Here is a 25,683-nt window from a genome sequence, read left to right on the forward strand (position 1 = left end):
CCTCACGCGTAGTCCCGCCGGGGCACAGTGACGTGGTAGCCGGAGTCCAGCAGTTCGGGCAGATAGCGCCGCAGGGCCCGCACACTCTGCGAGCGGTCGCCGCCGGCGTCGTGCGAGAGCACCACGACGCCGGGTGCGGCGCCGCGTTCGACCCGGTTCGCGATGGACCGGACCCCGGGGGTGGTCCAGTCGAGGGTGTCGACCGTCCATCCGAGGGGTTCCATGCCGAGTTCGGCGCCGAGCCGGAAGGCGGTGCGGTTCCAGGCGCCGTAGGGCGCGCGGAACCACTCGGGGCGCTCCCCGTAGGCGTCCTCGATGACGTCGCTGGTGCGTTCCATCTCGGAGCGGATCTGCCGTCGGGTGAGGCGGGTGAGCAGGGGGTGGGACCAGGTGTGGTTCCCCACGACATGGCCCTCGTCGGCCATCCGGGCCAGCAGGTTCCTGCCGCCGGCGACCATCTCGCCGCACACGAAGAACATCGCCCGCACGTCGTACTCGGCCAGGGTGTCCAGGATGTGCGGGGTGTAGCGGGGATCGGGGCCGTCGTCGAAGGTCAGCACCATGGTGCGGCCACGGCCGGACACGCGCAGCGGCGCCTCGCGGTGGACCAGGGTCCGGCGGGGTGCGGCGCGCGGCGGGCCGAAGCCGGTCAGGGGCTGCAGCCGGTACGCGGAGGACTTGACGAGGCGGCGGGCCTGGGGGCCCGAGGCGGGGGTCGAGGTGCCGGGTCCGTCCCCGGTGACAGCCGTGACCACTCCGGCCGTCGCGGCCGCTCCCACGGCGCCGGCACCTGCGATCAACGCGTGGCGCCTGGTGAACAGCCCGGTCGGCAACTGATCCTTCTTCATGACTCATGAGTCGCCCGGCGGAAGGCCGACGCACACGAGCAACACCGGTGCGGCCGCACACATTCACCCGTTCGGCCCACGCGGGTGGGTCAGCGGTGGCGCACCAGCGGGAAGGGCAGGGTCTCGCGGATGGTGAGTCCGGTGAGGAACATGACCAGCCGGTCGACGCCGATGCCGAGGCCGCCGGTGGGAGGCATGGCGTATTCGAGGGCGTCGAGGAAGTCCTCGTCGAGTTCCATCGCCTCCAGGTCGCCTCCGGCGGCGAGCAGGGACTGGGCGGTGAGGCGGCGGCGCTGCTCGACGGGGTCGGTGAGCTCCGAATAGGCGGTGCCGAGTTCGGTGCCGAAGGCGACGAGATCCCAGCGTTCGGCGAGGCGCGGGTCGGTGCGGTGCTGCCGGGTGAGCGGGGAGACGTCGGTCGGGAAATCCTTGTAGAAGGTGGGCAGTCCGGTCCGCTCCTCCACCAGCCGCTCGTACATCTCCAGGACGATGTCGCCGTGGCCGTCGTCGGCGACGTACGGCACTCCGGCACCGTCGCACAGCCGCTTGAGGGTGTCGGTGCCGGTGCCGGGGTGGATCTCCTCGCCGAGGGCCTCGCCGATCGCGCCGTAGACGGTCTTGACGGGCCACTGCCCGGAGATGTCGTACTCCTTGCCGTCCTTGTGGGCGACGGGCCTGCCGAAGGCGGCGGTGGCGGCGCCCTGGATCAGTTCGCGCACGAGGTCGAGCATCACGTCGTAGTCGGCGTACGCCTGGTAGGCCTCCAGGATCGTGAACTCGGGGTTGTGCTTGTAGTCCGTTCCCTCGTTGCGGAAGGTGCGGCCCATCTCGAAGACCTTCTCCATGCCGCCCACGCACAGCCGCTTGAGGTACAGCTCGGGGGCGATGCGCAGGTAGAGGTCGAGGTCGTAGGCGTTGATGTGGGTGGTGAAGGGCCGGGCGTTGGCTCCGCCGTGGATCTGCTGGAGGACCGGCGTCTCCACCTCCAGGTAGCCACGTGCCAGCAGGCCCTGGCGGACGGCCTGGACGGCGGTGGAGCGGGCGCGGACCACGTCACGGGCGGCGGGGCTGGCGGCGAGGTCGAGGTAGCGCATGCGGACCTTGGCCTCGGGGTCGGCCAGGCCGCGGCGCTTGTCGGGCAGCGGGCGCAGGCACTTGCCGGTGAGCTGCCAGGACGTGACGAAGACGGTCGGTTCGCCCTTGTCGCTGACGCCCGCCTGGCCGGTGACGGTGATGTGGTCGCCGATGTCGGTGTCGGCGGTGAAGCGGTCCAGGGCGGGGCCGGAGCGGTCGCGGGTGAGGGCGAGTTGGTGGTCGCCGGACCAGTCGCGCAGAACGACGAAGACGATGCCGCCGAAGTCACGGACCAGCATGATCCGGCCGGCGACGGTGACCTCCTCGCCCCGCGGGACCTCGGCGAGGGTGTGGGTGCGGGCCGGGACGCCCACCGGGTAGGGGTCGGTGCCTTCGGCGCGCAGCCGGTCGAGCTTGTGGTGCCGGACGCGGACCTGGTCGGACAGGCCGGAGAGGGGGTCGGCGGGCTCGGTCCCGTCCCCTCCGGCGAGGCCGAGCGCCGCCAACGACGGCAGCCCCTCCGTGGTGGCGGGCCGCTGCCCGCCCTTCGGGTGCCCTTTTCCCTTGCCCCACAACGTGCGCATCGACGGTACGGAGACGAAGCCCTCGGCGATGCCGGAGGCGAGACCGACCCGGGCGAGGGAGGCGGCCTCCGCGTAGCAGAGGAAGCGGGGGTACCACTCGGGGTGGTACTTGGCGTTGGAGCGGTACAGGGCCTCCAGTTGCCACCACTTGGAGAAGAACAGCAGCAGGCGGCGCCAGAGGCGGAGCACCGGTCCCGCGCCGATGCGGGCGCCCTCCTCGAACACGGAGCGGAACACGGCGAAGTTCAGCGAGACCTTGCGCACGCCCAGCTTCGGGGCCACGGCGCACAGTTCGGCGACCATGAACTCCATGACGCCGTTGGGGGCGGTGCGGTCACGGCGCATCAGGTCCAGGGAGACGCCGTCCTTGCCCCAGGGCACGAAGGACTGGATGGCGAGGAGCCGGCCGTCCTGGTCGAGGGCCTCGGCGAGGAGGCAGTCGCCGTCGGCCGGGTCGCCGAGGCGGTCCAGGGCCATGGAGAAGCCGCGTTCGGTCTCGGTGTCGCGCCAGGCGTCGGCGCGTTCGACGAGCTGGCGCATCTCGTCGTCGCCGAGGGTGGAGTGGCGGCGGACGCGGCAGGTGACACCGATGCGGCGGACCCGGTTGACGGCCTGGCGGGTGACGCGCATGTCGCGGCCGTCCAGGTCGAAGTCGAGGACGTGCAGGATCGCCTCGTCGCCAAGCTGGAGCGCGCCGAGCCCGGCGCGGACGTAGGCCCGGGCGCCCTCCTCGGAGGCGCCCATCACGGCCGGGACCCAGGCGTAGCGGCGGGCCACCTCCTGCCAGGCGGCGATCGCGTGCGGCCAGGCCTCCCGGTCGCCCACCGGGTCGCCGCTGGCCAGGCACACCCCGGCCTCCACGCGGTAGGTGACGGCGGCCTTGCCGCTGGGTGAGAAGACGGCGGCCTTGTCGCGGCGGGTGGCGAAGTAGCCGAGGGAGTCCTGGTCTCCGTAGCGGCCGAGGAGGGCGCGGATGCGCGCCTCCTCGTCGTCGTGCAGGGCGGCTTCCAGGCGCTGGGAACGGAAGAGGGTGGCGGCGGCGTTCAGCAGGGCGAGCGCGCCGAACAGGCCGAGCAGGAAGTACAGGGCGTGCGGCGGGCGGCCGTCGAAGGAGTCGGCGGGCACCAGGCCGCCGCAGACCCGGTTCGCGGCCCAGGCCAGGCGCTCGCCGCTCGGCAGACTGCCCGGGAACGCCTCGACCAGGGCCCAGCCGACCAGGATCGCCGCGACCAGACCGGCCACCAGGACGGCCAGGGCCCGGCGTACGGCGGCGCGGCGGGAGGCGGCGTAGAACTCCTTGCGGGCGTGGATCAGCAGGATCAGGGCGAGGCCGCACACCACGAAGGAGGGGACGGACTCGGCGAACTCGCCGACGGCCATGCCGAGGATGTCGGTGAGGACCAGCAGGCCCAGGTAGACGACGACCAGCCACCAGGCGATCTTCTTGCGGGCGCCGGTCGCGGCGGCGAGCAGGAACAGGAAGACCGCGTAGGCGAGGTTGGCGCTGACCGGGACGAGCAGCAGGTCGAGGAAGTGGACCAGGGGGCGCAGCCCGGTGCGGAGCACCGGGATCAGCGCCAGCAGGGCGCAGAGCAGTCCGAGGGCGCCGAAGAAGACCGCGAAGCCCTGCGGTACCCGGCTCAGGAAACCGTGCGCCCGGTGGGGCGGCCGTATCGCTCCTGAGCTGTCCTCGGCCGTCCCGGTGTCCGCGCTGACGCTCATGCTTTCGACTCTAGGAACACCCGCGCCTCCTCGCCCGTCGAGCGCTCGCGCCCCGTGCGGCACAGGAAGCCCGGGCGCCGCCCGCCGGTATCCGTCCCGCCCGGCGGCCGGACCTGGGGGTTCCGATAGCCTCGCGACGTGACGGAACAGCACTCCCATCAGTTCGAGCGGGGCACGGACGGGCCGAAGGTGATCGTGGCCGGGGTGGACGGCTCCGACTCCTCCTTGCGGGCCGCGGCCTACGCGGCCGGCCTGGCCCGCCGGCAGCACGCACTGCTCGCCGTGGTGTACGTGCAGCCCGTGGTGGCCGCGGGTGCGGCGCTGGGGGCGCCGGTGGCCGGGACGACGGACGAGATCGCCGAGGACCTGGTGGCGCAGATCCGGGACGCGGCCGAGCGGCTCAAGGGGATATTCGAGGTCCGCTGGGAGTTCCACACGTTCCGCGGCGACCCGTACAACGGCCTCGTGACCGCCGCCGACGAACTCAAGGCGGACGCGGTGGTCGTGGGTGCCTCGGAGCAGGCGGGCCATCGCATCGTCGGCTCGGTGGCGGTACGCCTGGTGAAAGCGGGACGGTGGCCGGTGACGGTGGTGCCGTAGGGCGCTCCCTCACCCGTGACGTCGGGGCGCCAAGGCGCCCGTGGTGTCAGGACGCTACGGCACCCGTGGCGTCGGGGGCCAAGGCACCCGTGACGTCCGCGCGCCAAGACACCCGTGCCGTAGGGCGCTCCCTCACCCGTGACGTCCGCGCGCCAAGGCACCCGTGGTGTCGGGGCGCTACTCCCCCATCAACAGTCCGTCCGCGGCCGCGCCGCGGCTGAGGACGACGTCGCGGATGCGGTCGCGGACGGCTCGGACGTCGGCGCCCTGGGCGAGCGCCCGGTTGAGGTTCACGACCCGGCCGGCGTCGACGTCGAAGAGCTGGGGGACGAACTCCGCCTTCGTCACCTTCCAGCGCTCTCCCTGCCGGGCGGGCGGGGTGAAGGTGAAGCGGCCGAGGGTGGACTGGTTGCCGCGGGGGTCCTTGGCGCCCTCGTGATTGGTCATCTCGCCGGCGATCTGGTCGCCCATGCCGTAGATCACCCAGGTGCCGTTGACCTTCTCGTAGGCCTGTGGGACGTGCGCGTGGGTGCCGAGGATCAGGTCGATGTCGGGGCGGCCACCGGTGCGGGTGGCGGTGAGGCTCCTGGCCAGGGTCAGCTGCCGGTCGTCGGGGGCGTCCTGCCATTCGGTGCCCCAGTGCAGGGAGACCACTACCACGTCGGCGCCGGCCCGGCGCGCGGCCCGGGCGTCCTCGACGATCCTCGCCTCGTCGGTGAGGTTGACGGCCCAGGGCTGCCCGTCCGGGAACGGCATGCCGTTCGTGTCGTAGGTGTAAGCGAGGTGGGCGACCACAGCGGGGCCGGCCTCGAGGACCGTCACCGTGCGGGCCTCCTCCTCGGTGCGGGCCGAGCCTGCGTGCCGGACGCCCGCGCGGTCGAGGGCGTCGAGCGTGCGGCGGATACCGTCGGCGCCGTCGTCCAGGGTGTGGTTGGAGGCGGTGGAGCAGCCGTCGTAGCCGGTGACGGCCAGGGCCCTGGCCACCTCGGGCGGGGATTTGAAGGTGGGGTATCCGGTGTAGACGCCGTTCGCGCCGTAGACGGTCTCCATGTGACACAGGGCGATGTCGGCGCGGGAGACGACGGAGCGGATCCCGGCGAGCATCGGCCGGAAGTCGTAGCCGGTGCCGCCGGCGTCGAAGCGGGCCCGGTCGATGATCGTGGTGTGCGGGAGGACGTCACCGGAGGCGACCAGTGTGAACCCGCGCGACCCGGCGGCCGGTGCCGGGCGTCCGCGGTCGGACTCGTCGTGGCCGCGGGCCTGGCAGGCGGCGCCCGCGGCGAGGACGACGGTCAGGGCCAGGGCGATCTGTCGACTGCGTGTGAGCATGCATTCACCCCACTGTGGGCGTTGTGGTCATATTTACGCACCATCAGGAAAGAAGGCTCCTGGTGTCCCACGCGTCTCCGACACGCTCATCAGCCCGTCCGGCACCCACATGGCCGGGTGCCCCGACCGTTCGTCGAACCGTTCGTCGACGCGATCGACCGTCCGCCGCACAGCGGGGTACGTGCCCTGTGCCCGGGCCACGCCCTGCGGTGGCATACGGCCATGACGGCCGGATCCACTCTCACGAACGGAACGACCGCCGAGCACGAGCTCGCCGCACTGCAGCGGGAGCACGGCCGGCCCCTTTTCGCGCTGCTGCTGCGGCTCTGCGACGGCGACCGGCAGCGCGCCGAGGACCTGGTCCAGGAGACGCTGGTGCGTGCCTGGCAGCACCCCGAGGCCCTGCGCGCCGAGGACTTCGACTCCGTGCGGCCCTGGCTGATGACCGTCGCGCGACGCCTCGCGATCGACGCCCGGCGGGCCCGCCAGGCCCGTCCGCCCGAGGTCGGCGACGCGGTGCTGGAGAACGCGCGGGTCATCTCCGACCACGCCGAGCGGGCAGCGGCGATGCTGGATGTCCGCGAGGCTGTGAAGACACTCACTCCGCAGCACCGTGAAGTCCTGGTGCTCGTGTACTTCCAGGGGGCGAGTGTGGCGGAAGCCGCGACGGCCCTCGGGATTCCGCCCGGTACCGTGAAGTCCCGCGCGTACTACGCGCTGCGTGCCCTGCGCAGGGTGCTCCCGGGATACGCCACCGACCTGCGATGAAACCCATGGGCGGGTCAAGCCTCCGTAAAGCGCCTTGCCGATGACCCCGGTTGAGTAATCGGCTGTTCCCATCCGTGTTCCGGAGGGGGCCGTCAGCGCCCTCGGGGCCCGGCGTCGGGCGACGCGCACGTACCGGAGGAAGGCAGGAAGGGATGCTGGACGAAGAGCAGGGGAGCACGGACGGTTCCGACGGTGAACTGACCGTTCCCATGGCGTGGTTGTACGCCGAGTACATCGCCGACGAGCTGCTGCGGACCGGCGATCTGATGCCGCCGACGTCCTTCGAGTTCCGTGCCGGGCGGGATGCGCTGGCGCTGACCATCTTCCTGTCCGACACCGACGGGGAGCTGTCCGGCATCCGGGTCGTCACGCAGCTGGAGACGTGGCTGTCGCTGACGGCGTACGACCAGCCGTGGCAGGAGTGGGTGCGCGAGCGGCTGGCCGAGCTCGCCGCCGGCGCCGCGACGTCGGGCCGGCCCGCGCCGGATCTGGACCTCGCGGAGGAGGCCTGGCGCTGGCTGCAGGAGACGGAACTGCTCGCGCCCGATCTGAACGCGGTTCCGGGCGGTGCTCCGGTGGTCGGGGAGGACGAGGGGCCGAAGGTCTGGACGCCCGCCTGGCAGCTCGGACTGCCGCTGGGACACCTCGCGATCCATCTTTTTTAGATTTCTGCGGCCCCGGACCAATCCGGGAGCCGGAGGGCTCCGAATCCTTTGGTTGCGATTGTGTCACCGGCTTGAGTGATTCAGGTGCCTGGTCCGTACCGGTGGGAGCAAGGAGTAACCCCACCCGCACCCAACGGCACGAGGATTCGGCATGAGGTCCCTGGAGAGGCATCGCGACGTCGCGGCCTACGCGCTCGGCGTGCTGGACGAGGCGGAGGCCTTCCGCTTCGAGGACCACCTCATGGAGTGCCCTCGGTGCGCTGCAGAGGTGACGGAATTCGGCCCGACCACACGGCAGTTGATGCTCTACCGGCGGTCGACACCACGGTTCGTGCACCCCATGGCGCAGCCCGGGCCGCGCATGCTGGACGGGCTGCTGGCCGAGGTGGCGACCCGGCGCCGGGCCGGACGCAGACGCCTGCTGTTCGCCCTGGCCGCCTCGGTCGTCTTCGCCGCGTCGGTCCCCGGCATCGCGATGATGGCCGAGGGCAGCGCCGAGGAGCAGCCCCGGACCGTCGCGGCGACCGACACGCGGACGGGGGTGTGGGCGCAGGTCACGACGGCGGAAGAGGCCTCGGGCAGCCAGGTCGAGCTGAAGGTCAAGGACGGCTCGGGCCCGCGCGCCTGCCACCTGGTGATCATCGGCCACAACGGCACCGAGGAGACCGCGACCAGCTGGCACGGGCCGGGCCGCGACGACCACCCCAACACGATGATGGCCAGCTCCTCCCTGCATCCGGAGGACATCGCCCGCTACGAGATCCGCTCGGCGGCCGGCGAGGTCCTGTGGAGGACGCAGCCGAGCTGACCATCCGTCCGCCCCTGCCGCCGGGCGCCGGGCGCGCCCCGGTGTGAGACTGCTGGACGACGCACCCGGAAGTTCGCCCAGGTGCCCGCGGTCCCGGCGAGGGGAGACGAGGTGACGGCAGAGCCCGGGGACGGCCGGCTGGCGGAGTTCCTCGCCGACCCGGAGAACGCGACCCTGGACCTGCCCACCGCGGCGGCCCGCTGCACCAAGGCCCTCGGGCTCCAGAGCTCCGTGGTCTACCTCTCGGACATCCAGCAGCGCCGGCTGGTACCGCTCACCGACGTGGCCTCCCCCCTGCTCGTCGACGGCTCACTCGCGGGCTGGACCTACCGCACCCAGTCCCTGCGCGTGGCGGTGTCCGAGGCGGGCGGCATGACCGCCTGGCTCCCGCTCGTGGACGGCGCCGAACGCCTGGGCGTCATCGCGGTCGACTCCCCCGCGCTCACACCGGACGTGCTGCGCCGCGCCCGCGCCCTGGCCAAGCTGCTCGCCATGATGATCACGTCCAAGCGGGCCTACCAGGACTCCTTCGTACGGCGTCTGCGCACCCGGCCGATGCGCCTGCCCGCCGAGATGCTGCGGGCCTTCCTCCCGCCCCGGACGATCGGCACCTCACACGTCGTGTCGACGGCCGTGCTGGAGCCGGCCTACGAACTCGGCGGCGACGCCTTCGACCACTCCCTGACGGAGACGACCCTGCACCTCACCGTCCTCGACGCCATGGGGCACAACCTGGCGTCCGGGCTCACCACGGCGGTGTCGCTGGCCGCGTGCCGCAACGCCCGGCGCACCGGAGCGGATCTGCCCGATCTGGTCGAGAGCGTCGACGACGCGCTGTCGCTGTGGCTCCCGGACCAGTTCTGCACGGGTGTCCTGGCTCAGCTGGACCTGGCGTCGGGGACGCTGCGGTGGGTCAACTGCGGGCACCCCACCCCGCTGCTCATCCGTGACCGGCGGCCGCTGGTCGACGCCATGCGGCGGGAGGCGGACCTGCCGATGGGGATGCCGTCCCTGCTGACCGAGCGGCGGCGGGAGACGCACGAGATCGCGCTGAAACCAGGCGACCGGGTGCTGATGTACACCGACGGGGTCACGGAGGCCAGGGCCGTCGACGGCGCGGAGTTCGGGCTCGAACAGTTCGCCGACTACATCATCGGGGCGACGGCCGCGGGCGAGCTGCCGTCCGAGACGCTGCGACGGCTCATCCACTCCATCCTGGACTCGCCGACGAGCCGGCTGCGGGACGACGCGACCATCCTGATGTTCGAGTGGTCACCGCCGTTCCGGTAGCCCCGGGACCCGGCCCGGGTCACTTCAGCAGCCGGGACATCCTGCGGTCCGCCAGCGGCTTGCCGCCCGTCTGGCAGGTCGGGCAGTACTGGAGCGAGGAGTCGCTGAAGGACACCTCACGGATGGTGTCGCCACACACCGGGCAGGGCTCCCCGGCGCGGCCGTGGACGCGCAGCCCGCTCTTCTTCTCGGCCTTGAGCCGCCCGGCCGCCACGCCCCGGGAGCGCTCGACCGCCCCCGTGAGCGTGTCGCGCAGGGCCGCGTACAGCCGCCCGGTCTCCTCCTCGCTCAGGGACGCCGCCCGTTTGAAGGGCGACATCTTCGCCACGTGCAGGATCTCGTCGCTGTAGGCGTTGCCCACGCCCGCGATCAGGCTCTGGTCGCGCAACGCGCCCTTGAGCTGCCGCCGTTCACCGGCCAGGAGTTCCGCGAGGCGCCGCTCGTCGAAGTCGTCGGCGAGCGGGTCCGGGCCGAGCCGGGCGACGCCCGGGACCTCCTGCGGATCACCCACGACGTACACCGCGAGCCGCTTTTGGGTACCGGCCTCGGTCAGGTCGAACCCGGCACCGGTCTCCAGGGCCACGCGCAGCGCGAGGGGCCCCTTGCCCGGGCGGGGCGGGCCGTCGGGAAGGCGGTCCTTCCAGTGCAGCCAGCCCGCGCGGGCCAGGTGCGTCACGAGGTGCGGGCCGTCCGCGGTCGCGAGGTCGAGGAACTTGCCGTACCGGCGTACGGCGGCCACCTCGTGGCCCTCCAGTGCGGACAGGGGAGGGTCGTACGTCTTCAGCACACTGATCGCGACGGGCAGCACCCGGACGATCTCGTGGCCGACGAGGTGCTCGGTCAGGAAGTCCTTGAGCGCCTCGACCTCGGGGAGTTCCGGCATAGGTCCAGAGTGCCACGCGGGGTCAGTCCCGGCCGGGCACCTCGAACTCGCACCACACGGCCTTGCCGCCGCCCCGGGCCTCCACGCCCCACACGTCGGTGAGCAGCTCGACCAGGAGCAGGCCCCGCCCGGAGACGCCCGACTCGCCCGCCTCGCGCCGGCGCGGCAGGGCACTGGAGGAGTCCGCGACCTCGACGCGCAGCCGACGCTCGGAGCCGGTGAAGGCCCGCAGGGTGACGAGCGCGGAGCCCTCGGTGTGCATCAGGGCGTTGGTGATCAGCTCGTCGGCGACCAGTTCGATCTCGTCGGCGCGCTCGCCCGCTCCCCAGGCGGCGACCGCGGTGCGGATCATGTGCCGGGTCTCGGCGAGGGCCCCGGGGTCGCCGGGAGCCACGCGCCGCTGGAGCCGGCGGCCGGACCGCGGGCCCTCGGGTCCGCGCCGGCGCAGCAGGAGCAGCGCCACGTCGTCGTCTCCGCCGCGCTCGGCGGCCACGTCGATGAGCCGCTCGGCGAGGTCCCGTACGTCGTCGGGGCCGGTGGCGACGAGCGCGCTCAGGGTGCGCATGCCGTCGTCGAGATCGGCGCCGGGCTGCTCCACCAGTCCGTCGGTGCACAGCAGCAGGGTGTCGCCGGGGTCGAGCTCCATGGTGGTCACGGGGTACTCCAGGCGGCCGAACTCGGCGGAGAGGCCGAGCGGCAGCCCGCCGGGAACGGGGACGCGGCGGCAGGAGCCGTCGGGGTGCCGCACCAGCGGATCGATGTGGCCGGCCCGGACCATCTGGAGCACGCCGGTGGACAGGTCGGCCTCGGCGTAGAGGCAGGTCGCGGAGCGGTCGGTGTCGAGTTCGTGCAGGAAGACGGAGGCCCTGGCCATGACGGTGGCCGGGGGGTGTCCCTCGGCGGCGTAGGCGCGCAGCACGATGCGCAACTGGCCCATGACGGCGGCGGCGTGCGTGTCGTGGCCCTGGACGTCACCGATGACCGCGCCGACCCGGCCGCCGGGCAGCGGGATCAGGTCGTACCAGTCGCCGCCGATGTCCCGGCCGACGGAGCCGCCGATGGTGGCGGCGCGGTAGCGCACGGCGACGTCGGCACCGGGCACGCTCGGGATGGTCCGGGGCAGCATGGCCTGCTGGAGGCCCTGCGCGAGGTCCATCTCCTGTTCGTAGAACATGGCCCGCTGCAGGCTCTGCGCGATGCTGCTGCCGAGGGCGACGAGGATGTTGCGTTCCTCGGAGGTGAAGCCGTGGCGGTCGCTGTAGAGCAGGCCCATGGCGCCGATCGGGCGGGCCTGGACGATGAGCGGCAGATAGGCGGCCGAGGTGATGTCGAGTCCGGTGATGTGCGGCCACAGGACCGGATAGCGCTCGGCGAACTCCTCCGGCGACTCGATGAAGCACGGGCCGAGGGTGCGGACGGCCTCGCTCATCGGGTAGGGCTCGTCGATCCGGGTGACACGGGTGCCGGGGACGAAGCTGTCCGTGGGGCCCTCGGCGACCAGGCGGATCCGGCCGGCCTCGACCAGGCCCATGACGAGACTGGTGGCGCCCAGGTGGACGAGGCCGTGGGTGTCCTTGAGGACGTCGATGACGTCCTGGACGGTGCGGGCGTGGGCGAGGGCGGCCGTGGTGAGTTCGACGACGCTGGTCTGCTGCCGGCGGGCCTCGTCCTGGGCGGCCTGGTCGCGGCGGGCGTCGATCTCGCCGAGTTCCTGGGTGGCGTCCCGGATGATGCCGATGATGCGGCGGGGGCGCCCGGTGTCGTCGCGCCGGATGTAGCCCTGGGTGTGGGTCCAGCGCAGGCTGCCGTCGCGGCGGCGGATGCGGAAGTAGGCGCCGTAGTTCTCGCTGCCGTCCTTCAGCGCCTGCGAGACCGCGGTGTCCAGGCGGCGGGACTCGTCGGGCGGTACGCGCTTGGCGAGGGTCTCGGGGTGGTCGTCGTACTCGTCGGAGAGCACGTCGAAGACCTCGTGGGCCTGGGCGTCCATCTGCATCAGGCCGGTGTCCAGGTCCCAGTCGAAGCTGCCCATCCGGTTGAGCGCGAGGATCGGGTCCGGGTGGGCGGGCCAGTCGTCCGGGAGGGACAGGGCTCTCGCTCCCCGATCAGCCATGGGCCCACCTTGCCAGGATTCGTCCGATTCTTCGAGCGGATGTGCCGAGTCTACGAGCCGCCGCGCCGGATCGTCCCTCAGTCACTGAAGACGCTCGCGGGGCTGCCGGGGATGTACTCGGCGGCCCCGCCGTCGGAAATCGGTCCGGCTCCGTCGGGCGGATCGGGGCCGTCCGGTACGACGTCGGGCCCGGCACTATTGTTTGCTTCGGTCACTTCGGTCACGCAACCGCAGCGACGGGACACCTAGCGTGACGACCGGACGACCGGGCCCCGGCGCCGCACGGGAAGGAGGGCCCCACGGCCGTGGAATGGTTCGCCGCATCCGACTACTGGCTGACCCGGCTGGTCTTTCAGCGGGCACTGGCGGCCATGTATCTGGTGGCGTTCCTGACCGCGGCGCTCCAGTTCCGCGCGCTGATCGGCCGGCGCGGCATGCTGCCGGTGCCGAGGTTCGTCGAGCGGGTTCCCTTCAAGCGGGCGCCGAGCCTGTTCCAGTGGCATTACTCGGACCGCTTCTTCGCGCTCTGCGCCTGGGCGGGCTGCGCGGTGTCGGCGGCGCTGCTGGCCGGGCTGGACTCGCTGCTTCCGCTGTGGGGCGGCATGCTGCTGTGGCTGGTGCCGTGGGTGCTGTACCTGTCGATCGTCAACGTCGGGCAGACCTGGTACGCGTTCGGCTGGGAGTCACTGCTGCTGGAAGTCGGGTTCCTCGCGGTGTTCCTCGGCAACGACGAGGTGGCGCCGCCGGTCGTCGTACTGTTCCTGCTGCGGTGGATCCTGTTCCGTGTGGAGTTCGGCGCGGGCCTGATCAAGATGCGTGGCGACGCCTGCTGGCGCAACCTCACCTGTCTCGACCACCATCACGAGACCCAGCCGATGCCGGGCCCGCTGAGCTGGTTCTTCCACCATCTGCCCAGGCCCCTGCACCGCGTCGAGGTGGCCGCCAATCACGTCACCCAGCTCGTGGTGCCGTTCCTGCTGTTCACCCCGCAGCCCGTCGCGACGGCCGCCGCGTCGCTGATGATCGTCACCCAGCTGTGGCTGGTGCTGTCGGGCAACTTCTCCTGGCTGAACTGGATCACGATCGTGCTGGCGCTGTCGGCGGTGCGGTTCCCGGCCGATCCGCCGGAGGTGCCCGACGCCCCGCTGTGGTACGTCGTCGCGGTGCTCGCGGTGTCGGCGCTGCTGCTGGGCCTCGGTTACCGGCCGGTACGCAACATGGTCTCCCGGCGCCAGGTCATGAACCGTTCCTTCGACCCGCTCCATCTGGTCAACACCTACGGGGCGTTCGGCAGTGTGAGCCGGGTGCGGTACGAGGTGGTGGTGGAGGGCACCGCGGACGACGCGCCGCACACGGACTCGGGCTGGCGGGAGTACGAGTTCAAGGGCAAGCCGGGTGATCCGCGGCGCTGGCCGCGCCAGTTCGCGCCCTACCATCTGCGGCTCGACTGGCTGATGTGGTTCGCGGCCCTCTCCCCCGCCTACGCGGACTCCTGGTTCGGGACGCTGGTGGAACGGCTGCTGGAGAACGACCGGGACACCCTGAAGCTGCTGCGCCGCTCCCCGTTCCCGCCGGACGAACCCCCTCGGTACGTGCGCGCCCGCCTGTTCCGCTACCGCTACACGACGTGGCGCGAGCTGCGGGAGACGGGCGCGTGCTGGGAGCGGACGTACGTACGGGAGTACCTGCCGCCGACGCGGATGGCGGGGCCGGGGCGGAGACCGTAGCCGCGGCCTCGCCCGGCCCCGGCGTTCCCCGGTTACGCGAACTGGCCGGGCTTGTAGTCGCCCGCCGGCTGCTCGAGCATGACGTTCAGCCGGTTCGCGGTGTTCATGAAGGCGATCAGGGTCACCAGCGCCATGAGCTGCTCCTCGTCGTAGTGCTCGGCGGCCCGCCGCCACACGGCGTCCGGCACGCCACCGGCTCCGTCGGCGATCCTGGTTCCCTGCTCGGCCAGCTCCAGCGCGGCCCGCTCGGCCTCGGTGAAGACCGTGGCCTCCCGCCACGCCGCGACGAGATGGAGGCGTACGGAGCTCTCACCCGCGGCGGTGGCCTCCTTGGTGTGCATGTCGATGCAGACCGCGCATCCGTTGATCTGGCTCGTGCGGAGCGAGACCAGTTCCCGAGTGGCGGCCGGCAGCGGTGAATTCACCACCAGCTGCCCCAGGGAGTAGAACTGCTTGACGACCTTGCTCGCGCTCGGGATGGCGAAGACGTCCAGTCGTGCGCTCATGGTGAGCTCCTCTGCCGTTGTCGGTGCGTACACCCCTATGAGGCAGCGGCTCATCCCGATGTGACATGGACGTGTGTGACCTGCGCCATAGGGCCTGGCGCGGAACGTCGCGCGCAGGTCGGCCCTGTCCTGCGGTGCTCCACGAGCCACACTGGACCGCGCGCTGCCCCGGGGCACCGCCTGCGCGGCCGCCGGGCTGCCGCCGGCCGTCGCGCCGGGCTGCACCGGCGGCACGGAGGACGGCGCCACCCGCGCTGAGCCGGTCGCCTCCGCGGCATCGGTTCGGCCCCGGCACGGTCGGCGACCTCGACGCACGGTCCTCGGCGGGTGCACAGTTCTCCCTACGTACTCGTCAGTAAGTCCGCCCTCTCCCCTCCGAGGAGCCACTGTGACCACGTGGGCCGGCCGCACCGCCGCCGAGATATCCGCCGCCGTACGCGAGAAGCGGGTCACGCCCCGCGAGGTGGTCGCCGAGCACCTCGCCCGGATCGAGCGGCTCGAAGGCCGGGTCGGCGCCTTCCGCGCGGTGCGCGCCGATGCGGCCCTGACCGAGGCCGACGAGGTGGCGGCGCGCGGCGACTTCGCCGAACTGCCCCTGGCCGGCGTGCCGGTGGCCGTCAAGGACAATCTCGCCGTGCGCGGTGAGTCCCGGCGGATCGGCTCGGCCGCGACGCCGGACACGCCGAGCGCGCGGGACCATGTGACGGTGGCCCGGCTGCGGGCGGCGGGCGCGGTGGTCGTGGGGGTGACGAACGTCCCCGAACTGTGTGTCTTCGGCACGACGGACGGCGTGCTGGGCATCGCCCGCAACCCCTGGGACACCACGCGTTCGGCGGGCGGTTCGTCGGGCGGCAGCGCGGCGGCCGTGTCCGCCGGGATGGTGCCGATCGCGCTCGGCAACGACGGGATGGGCTCCCTGCGCATACCGGCCGCCAACTGCGGCCTCGTCACCATCAAGCCGGGGCAGGGGGTGATCCCGACCGGCGAGGGCGACAGCACCTGGTTCGGCATGGCGGAGAACGGGCCGCTCGCCACGACCGTCGAGGACGCCCACCTGATGTTCTCCGTCCTCGCCGGTGTCGAGTCCGGCCCCCTGCCCGCGCCCGGCGCCCTCAGGATCGCCGTGTCACTGCGCAGCCCGCTGGCCGGCGTCACCATCAGCCGTCCGTACGCGGCGGCCGCCCGGGACGCAGCGGGGCTGCTGATGCGGGCGGGCCATCAGGTCCGGCGCGCCGACCCGCCCTACCCGATGTCACTCGCCACGACCTCCCTGACCCACTGGACGGCGGGCACCGCCGCGGACGCCCGGCCGCTCGACCCCCGGCTGCTGACGCGACGCACCCGCGTCCACGCCCGGCTCGGCCGGCCCTTCCTGAACACCGTGAGCTCCGGAGCGAGCCGCGAGCGGCTGCGCCGGCGGCTGGAGCCGTTCTTCGACGAGCACGACGTGCTGCTCACACCCGCGCTCGCCCGCCGCTCCCCCAAGGCCGGGCCCTGGCACGAGCGGGGCTGGCTGAGCAACGTGCTGGCGAACACGAACTACTCGCCCCTGACGCCCGCGTGGAACCTGACCGGCTGGCCCGCCATGTCCGTCCCCTGCGGCTCCCTCCCCTCGGGCACCCCGTGCGCCGTGCAGCTCGTGGGCCGCCCCGGGACGGAGTCCCAACTCCTGGCTCTGGCCGGGCAGCTGGAGGAGCGAAACCCTTGGCGGCGTACGGCGCCGATGGACTAGGGTCGGCCGGGTGACTGCCGGGTCGGCCGTAGGCCATGCACGAGTGAGGCGCCCGGCCTCGGAGTGAGCGCGGCGGGGGTGACCCCGCCCGGGCCCGCCCGAGAGCCGGAGAGGGCACGCGCCCCGCCTCTCGTCTTCGTGTCCTCGTCCCCGCGCCCCTGGACGGCGCTTCCTCACGGATCCCGAGACTCGGAGAAGAACCCACGCATGTCTTACACCCCGCACGCCCCCGGACTGCCGACCACGGTCGCCCATCTCGACCACACCGCCGTCTACGCCTCCAACCGCCGGCTGTCCGCGGAGTTCCTGGCGGCCGTCCTGGGGCTGGAGGTCGGCGCCCCCTTCGGCCCGTTCCTGCCCGTCGACCTGGGCAACGGCGTGACCCTCGACTACTACGAGAAGACCGACGAGCCGATCCAGCCACAGCACTACGCGTTCCTCGTGCCCGAGGAGCGGTTCGACGGCATGATCGACCGTCTGGAGACGATCGGCGTCACCTACTACGCCGACCCGAACCACACCCGGCCCGGCCGGGTCAACGACCTCTTCGGCGGTCGCGGTGCCTATTTCGACGACCCGGACGGCCACAACATGGAGATCATGACCCGGCCGTACGCCCGGCCCTGAGAGCCGCGAACTCCCGGTCGCCCTACAACGCCCGGTACATGATGTGCAGCCCCACCCGGCCGTGCCGGGGGTGGTCGAACGCGTCGGGCACCGTGCCGAGGACCGTGAAGCCGAGGGAGGTCCACAGTGACACGGCCGGGTTGGTCTCGACGACGGCGTTGAACACCATGCCCCGGTAGCCGGCGGCCCGGGCTTCGGTCAGGAGGTGTTCGGCGAGAGCCCGTCCGTAACCCCGGCCGCCCTGGCCGGGGTCGACCATGAAGCCGGCGTTGGCGATACGGGCGGCGGGGCCACCGTAGTTGGGGGTGAGGTAGGCGGAGGCGACGAGGTCGCCGCTGTCGTTCTCGAGGACGTAGACGCGTTTCGCCGGGTTCATCCACAGGACCCGGGCCTCCTCCTCGGAGGTACCCGGGTCCCATGCGTAGGTCTCGCCCGCGGCGACGATGCGGTGCCAGAACGGCCAGATGCGACGCCAGTCGTCAGCCGTCGCTTCCCTGATCAGCATGGCCGTGAGTCTGGCACGGCCATGCGCTCGGAGGTCGCGGAGGGGTCCGCCCGGGGTCAGTCGACGCTGGGCAGGATGTGGGGCTCTGCGAGGTCGTCCTCGTAGCCCGCGAGGCGGATCGGGGCCGAACGGGCCCACACGTCGAGGCTGCCGAGCTCGTCGGCCCGTCGGCCGGCGCGCTCGCCGCGTTCCTTGGGGCGTTGATCGCGATTCGTCTTCTCCGGTGTCACCGCGCACTCCTTATGTGTCGGTCACCCTCGGGACGTACGCGCCGGTCCTGCTGCGCCTGACGCCCGCTCGGGCCTCTATGCCAAATGCGGTTCGGACGCGGTGGCGCCGGTCGACTCACGGGAGAGCAGGCCGTGGTGATCCGGCTGGTCCCATGACGGACGGTGGGTGTGGGTAGGACCCCGTGCTGCTGTCCGTCCGCATCAGACTAACCAGATGAGCGGAGCCCCGCTCGATGGGGCTGAAAACAGCCGGTAACAATCACGCGTCATCTGCCGTTCAACTCGTCTTTGCGTACGGGTTTGTAGATATAAGCCCGTTTTGCAAATCACTCGAACGGCGTACGTCGGCGGCAGCGCTTTCCAGACGGTTGCGCAGTTCAAGCGGCGTTGGCCGAGTCGCAAGCTCGCCATGGTCTGCTTCCGTACGCAACGGCTGTCTCGCGGGAGGACTGACGCATGGAGCTGCGCAGCGTCGAGGAGCTGATGGATCTGCTGTACGCCTGCCGGGGCACCCGGGACGTCGCGGTCCGCGCCCGCCCGCCGGTCGACCTGCACGACCACGCGCTGCGGACCGCGGCGCTGCTGCGCCGCGGGCGTCCGGCGGACAAGGAGCTCCAAGTCGCGGGCCTGGTGCAGCCCGTCGGCGGACTGCTGTGGCCCGGCGATCCCGCCGGGCGCGCGGACCAGGCGGCCGACGCCGTGCGCACCCTGCTCGGCGAGCGGGTCTCCGGCCTGGTACGCCGCTGTCCTCGCCGGGACGCCCCGGCCGACGACGATCTCCTCACCCTCCGCCAGGCGACCGAGGAGGGCCGCACGGCGGGTTTCGACGCCGGGGTCCTGGAGGACTGGCGCACGGTCCTGGAACTGCTGGCGGCCCGCAACTCCCGTCTCGGAGCGGTGGACTGACGGGCCGCCGCAGGAGGGATACGCCGTGCTCGTCACCCCGGGGCCCGCATGACCGACTCAGGGGCGCGGGCTGTGTCCCCATGCGGCTCCGCCGCGTGGGCGCAACCAGCCCTCACACCACCCGCTGACGCCGGACCGAACCCCGCCTACCACTTGCCCGGCGCGTAGTCCTTCAGGAAGACCCCGTACAGGTCCTCGCCCGCCTCGCCCCGCACGATCGGGTCGTAGACCCGGGCTGCACCGTCGACCAGGTCGAGCGGCGCGTGGAACCCGGCCTCGGCGAGCCGCAGCTTGTCGTAGTGAGGCCGCTCGTCCGTGATCCAGCCCGTGTCCACCGAGGTCATCAGGATCCCGTCGGTCTGGAACATCTCCTGTGCGCTGGTCCGGGTCACCATGTTCATCGCGGCCTTCGCGGCATTGGTGTTCGGATGCCCGGCGCCCTTGTAGCCGCGCCCGAAGACACCCTCCATCGCGGACACGTTCACCACGTACGCGCGCCCGCTCTCCGCCTTCTTCGCGGCCTCGGCCATGGCCGGCCGCAGCGCGCTGATCAGGATGAACGGCGCCGTGTAGTTGCACAGCTGCGTCTCCAGCAGCTCGACGGGCGAGATCTGCTCGATCGTCTGCACCCAGGTGTTGGAGTCGACCACGTCGGGCACGAGGCCGCCCGCGTCGATCGCCGTGCCGTCCAGGTGCCGCTCGACGCTGGCGTTGCCCGCGACCAGGGCGAGGTCGGCGACCTTCTGGGCGTCGAGGCCGCTGGTCCCCAGCGGCAGCGCGGCGATGCCGTCGACGGCGCCGGAGTTGAAGGCGCCGATGACGTGGTGGGCGGGCAGCTCACCGGCGGGCAGCGGGGCGCTCTCGCCCTCGACCAGCGCGGCGTAGGCGGAGGGCAGGCGGCGCACGGTCTGCGTCGCGTTGTTGACGAGGATGTCGAGCGGGCCCGCCTCGGCGACCTGCTCCGCGAGGGCCACGGCCTGCGCCGGGTCGCGCAGGTCGATCCCGACGACCTCCAGGCGGTGCAGCCAGTCCGCGGAGTCGTCCATGGCCTTGAAACGGCGGATGGCGTCCTTGGGGAAGCGCGTGGTGATCGTGGTGTGCGCGCCGTCGCGCAGCAGCCGGAGCGCGATGTACATGCCGATCTTGGCCCGGCCGCCGGTGAGCAGGGCCCGCTTGCCGGTGAGGTCGGCGCGGACGTCGCGCTTCTCGCGGTTCACGCGGGCGCAGTCGGGACAGAGCTGGTGGTAGAAGTAGTCGACTTCGACGTACCGGCTCTTGCAGGTGTAGCAGGAACGGGGGCGCTGGAGTATGCCCGCGATCCTGCCCTCCTCGGTGTTCGACGACGGCAGCAGGCCCTCGGTCTCGTCGTCGATGCGCTGGGCGGAGCCGGTCGCCGTGGACTCCGTGACCGCCTTGTCGTGGGCGGTCTTGGCGGCCCGGCGCTCCTGGCGGCGGCGCTGCTTGACCGTGCGGTAGATCCCGGCGGTGGCCCGGCGCACCGCGATGGCGTCCGGGTGGTCGACCTCCAGCTTGTCGAGTTCCTCGAGCACGCTGAGGCAGACGGCCAGGCGCTCCGGGTCGATGCCGGGTCCGTACGAGAGCCCGCCGGCCTCGTCCATGGCCTGCGGGCCGTCCTCTGTCACCGTCATCGCCGCTGTCGTTCCCTGCTCTGCCGTCGCGGCGCGCCGGTCGCGCCCGCATTCGAAGGGCGAATTCTACGGAGCGTCGGGCCGCACCGCCAAAGTCGCCTTGATCACGACCGGCAGGCCTTGATCAGCGTCGCCACCTCCTTGGAGACGGCCGTGGCGAACAGGTCGAGGTCGGGGACCGCCTCGGCGTCGGCGACGAGGCCGTAGTGGACACTCCCGCGGTACGTGGAGACCGCGACCGCCAGGGAGTGGCCGGGGGCCAGCGGGGCGAAGGGGAAGACGGCGGTGAGGGGGTGGCCGCCGAGCTTCAGGCCAAGGCTGGGCAGCGGCACGCTGGTGACCAGAAGGTCGAACCAGAGCCGGGCCGCCTGGCCGACCAGGGGCCCGCCGAGCCGGTGGGCGAGGGCGGGGACGTGGTCGGCGAGCAGGGCGACGGCGCCCGCGCCCCGGTTGGGGCCGGCGTCCTTGTTGCGATCCATGGCGTCCCGGACCGAGGCCAGGCGGGCCAGCGGGTCCGGATCGTCGACCGGAAGCCGTATCAAGTACCCGGAGAGCCGGTTGCCCTGTGGGTACGCGGTACGGGGGCGGCGCTTGGAGACGGGGATCAGCGCGCGGGGCGCAACGCCCTCGCTGCCGTCACCGCGCTCGTCGAGCCAGCGGCGCAGGGCGCCCGCGACGACCGCGATGAGGACGTCGTTGACGGTGCCGCCGACGGTCTTGCGGACGCGGTGGACGTCGTCGAGGTCGAGCACCACCCCGGCGGTGCGGCGGGTGCCGCTGGGCTCGCAGGTGAGCGCGGGGGTCGAGCGCACGTCGAGGGAGGAGCGGGCGACGGCGGCGCCGATGTCCAGGGCGCGGCTCACGTCGGACAGGGCACCGCGCATCATCGCGGGCAGATCGCGCACGTCCGGCACGAGAGCGCGCGGGGCCGCGGCGGGGCGGGGCCGCGGCGGGGGCATGTCCATGGGGTCCATGACGCCCGCCGCGAGGGTCAGCGCCCGCAGACCGTCGGCCAGGGCGTGGTGGAACTTGAACAGCACCGCGAAGCAGACGCCGTCCTCGCCCGGCAGCACATGGGCCTCCCAGGGAGGCCGGTCGCGCTCCAGGGGGCACCCCATGAGGCGGCCCGCCACCGCGTGGAAGTCGGCGGTGGGGGCGTGCAGCCGTACGTGGTTCAGGGGGTCGAAGTCCGGGTCCGCCTCACGGGCCGCGCCGCCGAAGGCGAGCGGCCGGCGCAGGGCGGCGGGCAGCGGCTGCCATACGTCACGGATGCGCATCCGCAGCCCGGGGACACCGGCGGCCCGGGCCGCGAGCAGGTCCGCCGCGTGGGCGCCCGCGGCGGGCGAGTGGGCCGAGAAGATCCCGAGCGCGCCGAGGTGCATCGGGTGCTCGGCGGACTCGAGGTTCCAGAACGCCAGGTCGAGAGGAGCGAGCAGGTCAGCAGTCAAGGGCTTGCCTCGCGTCGACGACGGGTGGGCCAGCAGTCAACCGCCCCCAGCCGATTACGGTCAAGTACGATCAGGCTACGTACAGTTAACAGCAGATTAAGTCCCGCCCCGGTGGAAGGGGCGGGACTTATGGTGCATGTGCCGTCAGTTCAGCACAGGTTGCGTCGCCGGGCACCCCGTGGGAGTCACCCGGGAGGCGTCACGGATCGACGCGATTGGCTTGCTGAAGGTCACCGCATGACGACCGGCGGGCCGCCGATGCGCCCGCCGGTCATCTCTGCGATCTCGCCGCTCCCCGGGCATGTCAGGACAAAGCGCCCGGGTCGCCGTCGTCAGGTGACCAGCTGCCCCTTGCCGAGGGCGATGACCCCGCCCTTGGACACGGTGTACAGCTCCGCGTCCCGCTCCGGGTTGACGCCGATCGTCGCGCCCGGCGGCACCTCGACGTTCTTGTCGAGGACGGCGCCGCGCACCACCGCTCCCCTGCCGATGTGCACGTTGTCGTGCAGCACCGAGCCCTGCACCACGGCCCCCGGGTCGACCACCACACCCGGCGACAGCACGGACCGCGTGACCTGCCCGCGCACCAGGCAGCCGGCGCTGATGATGGACTCGCTGGCGATGCCGCCCGCGTTGAAGCGGGCCGGCGAGAGCTGGTACGAGTGCGTGTAGATGGGCCAGCTGCGGTTGTACAGGTTGAAGGCGGGCCGCTCGGCGATCAGGTCCATGTGGGCCTCGTAGTAGGCGTCCATTGTCCCGACGTCCCGCCAGTAGCCCTGGTCGCGGGTGGTCTCGCCGGGCACGTGGTTGGCGCTGAAGTCGTACAGCGCGGCCTCGCCCCGGTCGGTGAGCTGGGGCAGGATCGAGCCGCCCATGTCGTGCACGGACGACTCGTCCTCCGCGTCCCGCTTGAGCGCCTCGATGAGGGCCTTGGTGGTGAAGATGTAGTTGCCCATCGAGGCGAAGACGCAGGCCGGGTCGTCCGCGAGACCCGGCGGGTCGGTCGGCTTCTCCAGGAAGCGCTCCACCGTCTGGCCGTCCGAGCCCGGCGTGATCACCCCGAAGGACGAGGACTCGGTGCGCGGCACCCGGATGCCGGCGACTGTCACCCCCGCGCCGCTCTCGATGTGCTGCGCGAGCATCTGGCGCGGATCCATGCGGTAGACGTGGTCGGCGCCGAAGACGGCGACGTACTCGGGCTGCTCGTCGTAGACGAGGTTCAGCGACTGCAGGATCGCGTCGGCGCTGCCCAGGTACCAGCGCGGGCCGAGCCGCTGCTGGGCGGGCACGGGCGTGACGTAGTTGCCCAGCAGATTGGACATCCGCCAGGTGGTCGTGATGTGCCGGTCGAGCGAATGCGACTTGTACTGCGTCAGGACGCAGATGCGCAGGATGTCTCCGTTGACGAGGTTGGACAGGACGAAGTCGACCAGGCGGTACGTGCCGCCGAAGGTCACCGCCGGTTTGGCACGGTCCGCGGTCAGGGGCATCAGCCGTTTGCCCTCGCCGCCCGCCAGCACGATCCCCAGGACCGAAGGACCACCACCTCGCATGGCCGCTCCCCTCACGCCGATTTCCCGATGCCTGCCCCTGTGCAGTACCCACTAAGCCTGTTTGACGATCTCCTCGTAGAGCCGGACCGTGCGGCGGGCCACCGCGTCCCAGCCGAACTCGCCGACCGCGCGTTCCCGCCCGGCCTCGCCCATCCGCCGGGCGGCCTCCGGGTCGCCCAGCACGGTGTCCATGGCCCGGGCGAGACCCGCCTCGAAGTCGTCGCCGGGCGGGACGAGCAGGCCGGTGGTGCCGTCGTCCACGACCTCGGGGATGCCGCCGACCGCCGAGGCCACCACCGGTGTGCCGCAGGCCATGGCCTCCAGGTTCACGATGCCGAGCGGCTCGTACACCGACGGGCAGACGAAGAGGGCGGCGTGCGTGAGGAGCTGGATCACCTCCGGGCGCGGCAGCATCTTCGGGATCCAGAACACCCCGTCGCGGACCCCGCTCAGCTCGCCGAACAGCTCGCGGAACTCCTGGTCGATCTCCGGCGTGTCCGGGGCGCCCGCGCACAGGACGACCTGCGCGGCCGGGTCGATGTCGCGCACCGCGCGCAGCAGGTGGGGGACGCCCTTCTGGCGCGTGATCCGGCCGACGAACAGCACGTACGGGCGGGAGCGGTCGAGGCCGATCCGGTCCAGGGCGTCCGTGCCGGGGTCGGGCCGGTAGAGCGTGGTGTCGATGCCGTTGTGCACGACATGGACCCGCGCCGGGTCCAGCGCCGGGTAACAGCCGAGGATGTCCTCGCGCATGGCGCCGGACACGGCGATCACCGCGTCGGCGGCCTCGATCGCGGTGCGTTCGGCCCAGCTGGACAGTTCGTAGCCGCCGCCGAGCTGCTCGGCCTTCCAGGGGCGCAGGGGCTCCAGGGAGTGCGCGGTCATCACGTGCGGAATGCCGTACAGCATCTTCGCGAGGTGGCCGCCGAGGTTGGCGTACCAGGTGTGGGAGTGGACCAGTTCGCGGCCTTCGAGGGCGGCTGCCATGGCGAGGTCGACGGAGAACGTGCGCAGCGCGTCGTTGGCGCCGTCGAGCGCGGACCAGGGCCGGTGCCGCCGTACACCGTCGGCGCGGCCCTCGCCCCAGCAGTGCACGTCCAGGTCGACCAGTGGCCGGAGCTCACGGGCGAGGAACTCCACATGGACACCTGCACCGCCGTACACGTCCGGCGGGTACTCCCGGGTCAGCAGTCCGACTCGCACCCGCAACTCCCTGCTCTCAGCGGCCGTTCCCTTTCATGGTCACCCAGATGGGGCGCGTGGGGAAGAGCGGGGCGGTCGTGGGAAGCAACAGTCGCCGCACACGCCCCCTCCCGGGACCCGGTAGTAGAGGCAGCAGCTGCGGCGCCGGAAGGCGGTGCCGGCGAGGGTTCCGGCGCCGGTGAGCCGGGGGTGCGCGAGGAGTTCCGCGGCCAGCGAGCGGGCCCGGGCGGCGACGTCCGTACGGCCGTGCCGCCGGGCCCAGTGGTCCAGTTCCCGGGCGGCGCCGGCCAGCGCTGAGGCGGCGTTGCCCCCCAGCAGACCGGGGGCGAGGCGGTGCTGCGCGCGCAGCGCCGCCGCCAGGGGGACGAGGTGGCCGTCCAGGACGACGTCCGCGAGCGTCGGCGCGTCGCCGGGGAGGGGCCTCACGTCCGTGAGCCACAGGTCGTCGGGGGCGCTGCCGTCGGCGTCCCAGCGCAGCAGCCGGGCGTCCAGGTCGGGAACACGGCCGTACAGCGCGGCGCAGCCGAGGGCGATCGACCAGAGCCGGGCGGCGAGGCCCAGATGGGTCACCGACGCGGCGACACGCGGCTCCGGGGTACGCAGGGCGGTCGCGACCTTCCGCACACGAAAAATCAGGGGATTTCCTGACAGTTCCGGTGACGTTGTGGCATACGCCTGTGCGAGAGTGGGAAGGGACCCGGCCGGTGCTCCTTCCGTGCGCAGCACGAAGAAGCCGGCGAGCGGGCGGAGCGCGGCGAGGTCGGGGTCCAGTTCCACGAAGAGCATTAGTACCAAGGCCCCTAAGGGACGCGACCCGGTGGCCCCCGACCGGACTCGCCCACCCTGGGGATGACGCTGCTCCCCTCGTACTCCATCGGCAGTAGGACCCAATGAGTGCTCAGGGACGACGACGGGA

At 72.2% G+C, this 25,683-nt stretch carries 22 protein-coding genes; 9 read left to right on the top strand and 13 right to left on the bottom strand.

The window, feature by feature from the left end; all coding sequences use genetic code 11:
* Window positions 1–2 precede the first annotated feature (2 nt).
* Together FDO69_RS35915 and lysX are read right to left on the bottom strand one after the other, a co-directional pair.
* Entirely contained in the window at window positions 3–848 is an 846-nt protein-coding gene (locus tag FDO69_RS35915) for a polysaccharide deacetylase family protein (RefSeq protein WP_104786995.1), read from the bottom strand.
* 89 nt (window positions 849–937) lie between these two features.
* Window positions 938–4,228 carry a bifunctional lysylphosphatidylglycerol synthetase/lysine--tRNA ligase LysX gene (gene lysX, locus FDO69_RS35920; protein WP_104786998.1) on the bottom strand — a complete coding sequence of 1,097 codons (3,291 nt, stop codon included), beginning with the start codon at window positions 4,226–4,228 and terminating at the stop codon, window positions 938–940.
* Window positions 4,229–4,366: 138 nt separating this feature from the next.
* Here lysX and FDO69_RS35925 point away from each other — a divergent pair, with 138 nt between their 5' ends.
* On the top strand, window positions 4,367–4,828 hold the full coding sequence (locus FDO69_RS35925; RefSeq protein WP_104787001.1) for a universal stress protein: 462 nt from the start codon (window positions 4,367–4,369) through the stop codon (window positions 4,826–4,828).
* Between the two features lie 177 nt (window positions 4,829–5,005).
* On the opposite strand, the gene FDO69_RS35930 is transcribed toward FDO69_RS35925, so the two are convergent.
* Window positions 5,006–6,157: a CapA family protein gene (locus FDO69_RS35930; protein ID WP_104787004.1), complete on the bottom strand. Its 1,152-nt coding sequence runs from the start codon at window positions 6,155–6,157 to the stop codon at window positions 5,006–5,008.
* Between the two features lie 222 nt (window positions 6,158–6,379).
* On the opposite strand from FDO69_RS35930, the gene FDO69_RS35935 reads away from it, so the two are divergent.
* The 4 genes from FDO69_RS35935 to FDO69_RS35950 all read left to right on the top strand — a co-directional run bounded on the left by FDO69_RS35935 (window position 6,380) and on the right by FDO69_RS35950 (window position 9,688).
* Complete coding sequence (locus FDO69_RS35935) at window positions 6,380–6,925, top strand: sigma-70 family RNA polymerase sigma factor (RefSeq protein ID WP_104787146.1); 546 nt, start codon at window positions 6,380–6,382, stop codon at window positions 6,923–6,925.
* Between the two features lie 152 nt (window positions 6,926–7,077).
* Window positions 7,078–7,590, top strand: a complete 513-nt coding sequence (locus FDO69_RS35940) for a hypothetical protein (protein WP_104787007.1) — start codon at window positions 7,078–7,080, stop codon at window positions 7,588–7,590.
* A 151-nt stretch (window positions 7,591–7,741) separates the two neighbouring features.
* A complete protein-coding gene (locus FDO69_RS35945; protein WP_104787010.1) occupies window positions 7,742–8,398 on the top strand; it encodes a zf-HC2 domain-containing protein in 657 nt (218 codons plus the stop codon).
* A 111-nt stretch (window positions 8,399–8,509) separates the two neighbouring features.
* Complete coding sequence (locus FDO69_RS35950; protein WP_104787013.1) at window positions 8,510–9,688, top strand: PP2C family protein-serine/threonine phosphatase; 1,179 nt, start codon at window positions 8,510–8,512, stop codon at window positions 9,686–9,688.
* A 19-nt stretch (window positions 9,689–9,707) separates the two neighbouring features.
* On the opposite strand, the gene FDO69_RS35955 is transcribed toward FDO69_RS35950, so the two are convergent.
* Window positions 9,708–10,571 (bottom strand): Fpg/Nei family DNA glycosylase, encoded by an 864-nt coding sequence (locus FDO69_RS35955; RefSeq protein ID WP_104787015.1) that lies wholly within the window; start codon window positions 10,569–10,571, stop codon window positions 9,708–9,710.
* Window positions 10,572–10,593: 22 nt separating this feature from the next.
* The gene (locus FDO69_RS35960) at window positions 10,594–12,681 is read right to left on the bottom strand and encodes a SpoIIE family protein phosphatase (RefSeq protein ID WP_104787018.1); all 2,088 of its coding nucleotides are present in this window, start codon (window positions 12,679–12,681) and stop codon (window positions 10,594–10,596) included.
* A gap of 305 nt (window positions 12,682–12,986) precedes the next feature.
* Here FDO69_RS35960 and FDO69_RS35965 point away from each other — a divergent pair, with 305 nt between their 5' ends.
* Complete coding sequence (locus FDO69_RS35965) at window positions 12,987–14,408, top strand: lipase maturation factor family protein (protein WP_104787021.1); 1,422 nt, start codon at window positions 12,987–12,989, stop codon at window positions 14,406–14,408.
* Between the two features lie 32 nt (window positions 14,409–14,440).
* Here FDO69_RS35965 and FDO69_RS35970 read toward each other — a convergent pair whose 3' ends face one another.
* Window positions 14,441–14,914, bottom strand: a complete 474-nt coding sequence (locus tag FDO69_RS35970; RefSeq protein WP_104787023.1) for a carboxymuconolactone decarboxylase family protein — start codon at window positions 14,912–14,914, stop codon at window positions 14,441–14,443.
* Between the two features lie 388 nt (window positions 14,915–15,302).
* On the opposite strand from FDO69_RS35970, the gene FDO69_RS35975 reads away from it, so the two are divergent.
* Both FDO69_RS35975 and FDO69_RS35980 read left to right on the top strand, forming a co-directional pair.
* Window positions 15,303–16,646 (top strand): amidase, encoded by a 1,344-nt coding sequence (locus FDO69_RS35975; protein WP_104787026.1) that lies wholly within the window; start codon window positions 15,303–15,305, stop codon window positions 16,644–16,646.
* 207 nt (window positions 16,647–16,853) lie between these two features.
* Window positions 16,854–17,273 carry a VOC family protein gene (locus FDO69_RS35980; RefSeq protein WP_104787028.1) on the top strand — a complete coding sequence of 140 codons (420 nt, stop codon included), beginning with the start codon at window positions 16,854–16,856 and terminating at the stop codon, window positions 17,271–17,273.
* A 22-nt stretch (window positions 17,274–17,295) separates the two neighbouring features.
* Here FDO69_RS35980 and FDO69_RS35985 read toward each other — a convergent pair whose 3' ends face one another.
* Window positions 17,296–17,778: a GNAT family N-acetyltransferase gene (locus tag FDO69_RS35985; RefSeq protein WP_104787031.1), complete on the bottom strand. Its 483-nt coding sequence runs from the start codon at window positions 17,776–17,778 to the stop codon at window positions 17,296–17,298.
* Window positions 17,779–17,834: 56 nt separating this feature from the next.
* Entirely contained in the window at window positions 17,835–18,008 is a 174-nt protein-coding gene (locus tag FDO69_RS41425) for a hypothetical protein (RefSeq protein WP_167526749.1), read from the bottom strand.
* 456 nt (window positions 18,009–18,464) lie between these two features.
* Between FDO69_RS41425 and FDO69_RS35990 the strand changes: the two genes are divergently transcribed.
* A complete protein-coding gene (locus FDO69_RS35990; RefSeq protein ID WP_104787033.1) occupies window positions 18,465–18,914 on the top strand; it encodes a hypothetical protein in 450 nt (149 codons plus the stop codon).
* Window positions 18,915–19,060: 146 nt separating this feature from the next.
* Here FDO69_RS35990 and FDO69_RS35995 read toward each other — a convergent pair whose 3' ends face one another.
* From FDO69_RS35995 to FDO69_RS36015, 5 genes are all read right to left on the bottom strand, one after another.
* A complete protein-coding gene (locus FDO69_RS35995) occupies window positions 19,061–20,563 on the bottom strand; it encodes an SDR family NAD(P)-dependent oxidoreductase (protein WP_104787036.1) in 1,503 nt (500 codons plus the stop codon).
* 104 nt (window positions 20,564–20,667) lie between these two features.
* Window positions 20,668–22,011, bottom strand: coding sequence for a wax ester/triacylglycerol synthase family O-acyltransferase (locus FDO69_RS36000; protein ID WP_104787039.1), 1,344 nt, complete (start codon window positions 22,009–22,011; stop codon window positions 20,668–20,670).
* A 332-nt stretch (window positions 22,012–22,343) separates the two neighbouring features.
* Window positions 22,344–23,564 (bottom strand): glucose-1-phosphate adenylyltransferase, encoded by a 1,221-nt coding sequence (gene glgC / locus FDO69_RS36005; RefSeq protein ID WP_104787042.1) that lies wholly within the window; start codon window positions 23,562–23,564, stop codon window positions 22,344–22,346.
* A gap of 51 nt (window positions 23,565–23,615) precedes the next feature.
* The gene (gene glgA, locus FDO69_RS36010) at window positions 23,616–24,767 is read right to left on the bottom strand and encodes a glycogen synthase (RefSeq protein ID WP_104787045.1); all 1,152 of its coding nucleotides are present in this window, start codon (window positions 24,765–24,767) and stop codon (window positions 23,616–23,618) included.
* 39 nt (window positions 24,768–24,806) lie between these two features.
* Window positions 24,807–25,544 carry a (2Fe-2S)-binding protein gene (locus FDO69_RS36015; protein WP_104787148.1) on the bottom strand — a complete coding sequence of 246 codons (738 nt, stop codon included), beginning with the start codon at window positions 25,542–25,544 and terminating at the stop codon, window positions 24,807–24,809.
* Between the last annotated feature and the right edge of the window lie 139 nt (window positions 25,545–25,683).

This window comes from Streptomyces tibetensis (assembly GCF_007655005.1).
GTDB classification, from domain to species: domain Bacteria; phylum Actinomycetota; class Actinomycetes; order Streptomycetales; family Streptomycetaceae; genus Streptomyces; species Streptomyces tibetensis.

What these genes read in the sequence shown, in the direction of transcription:
- FDO69_RS35960 (WP_104787018.1), bottom strand. Translation starts at nt 12,681, where the DNA reads ATGGCTGATCGGGGAGCGAGAGCCCTGTCCCTCCCGGACGACTGGCCC.
- FDO69_RS35980 (WP_104787028.1), top strand. Translation starts at nt 16,854, where the DNA reads ATGTCTTACACCCCGCACGCCCCCGGACTGCCGACCACGGTCGCCCAT.
- glgC (WP_104787042.1), bottom strand. Translation starts at nt 23,564, where the DNA reads ATGCGAGGTGGTGGTCCTTCGGTCCTGGGGATCGTGCTGGCGGGCGGC.
- FDO69_RS35995 (WP_104787036.1), bottom strand. Translation starts at nt 20,563, where the DNA reads ATGACGGTGACAGAGGACGGCCCGCAGGCCATGGACGAGGCCGGCGGG.
- FDO69_RS35970 (WP_104787023.1), bottom strand. Translation starts at nt 14,914, where the DNA reads ATGAGCGCACGACTGGACGTCTTCGCCATCCCGAGCGCGAGCAAGGTC.
- FDO69_RS35935 (WP_104787146.1), top strand. Translation starts at nt 6,380, where the DNA reads ATGACGGCCGGATCCACTCTCACGAACGGAACGACCGCCGAGCACGAG.
- FDO69_RS35940 (WP_104787007.1), top strand. Translation starts at nt 7,078, where the DNA reads ATGCTGGACGAAGAGCAGGGGAGCACGGACGGTTCCGACGGTGAACTG.
- FDO69_RS35990 (WP_104787033.1), top strand. Translation starts at nt 18,465, where the DNA reads ATGGAGCTGCGCAGCGTCGAGGAGCTGATGGATCTGCTGTACGCCTGC.
- lysX (WP_104786998.1), bottom strand. Translation starts at nt 4,228, where the DNA reads ATGAGCGTCAGCGCGGACACCGGGACGGCCGAGGACAGCTCAGGAGCG.
- FDO69_RS35915 (WP_104786995.1), bottom strand. Translation starts at nt 848, where the DNA reads ATGAAGAAGGATCAGTTGCCGACCGGGCTGTTCACCAGGCGCCACGCG.
- FDO69_RS35985 (WP_104787031.1), bottom strand. Translation starts at nt 17,778, where the DNA reads ATGCTGATCAGGGAAGCGACGGCTGACGACTGGCGTCGCATCTGGCCG.
- FDO69_RS35930 (WP_104787004.1), bottom strand. Translation starts at nt 6,157, where the DNA reads ATGCTCACACGCAGTCGACAGATCGCCCTGGCCCTGACCGTCGTCCTC.
- FDO69_RS35945 (WP_104787010.1), top strand. Translation starts at nt 7,742, where the DNA reads ATGAGGTCCCTGGAGAGGCATCGCGACGTCGCGGCCTACGCGCTCGGC.
- FDO69_RS35955 (WP_104787015.1), bottom strand. Translation starts at nt 10,571, where the DNA reads ATGCCGGAACTCCCCGAGGTCGAGGCGCTCAAGGACTTCCTGACCGAG.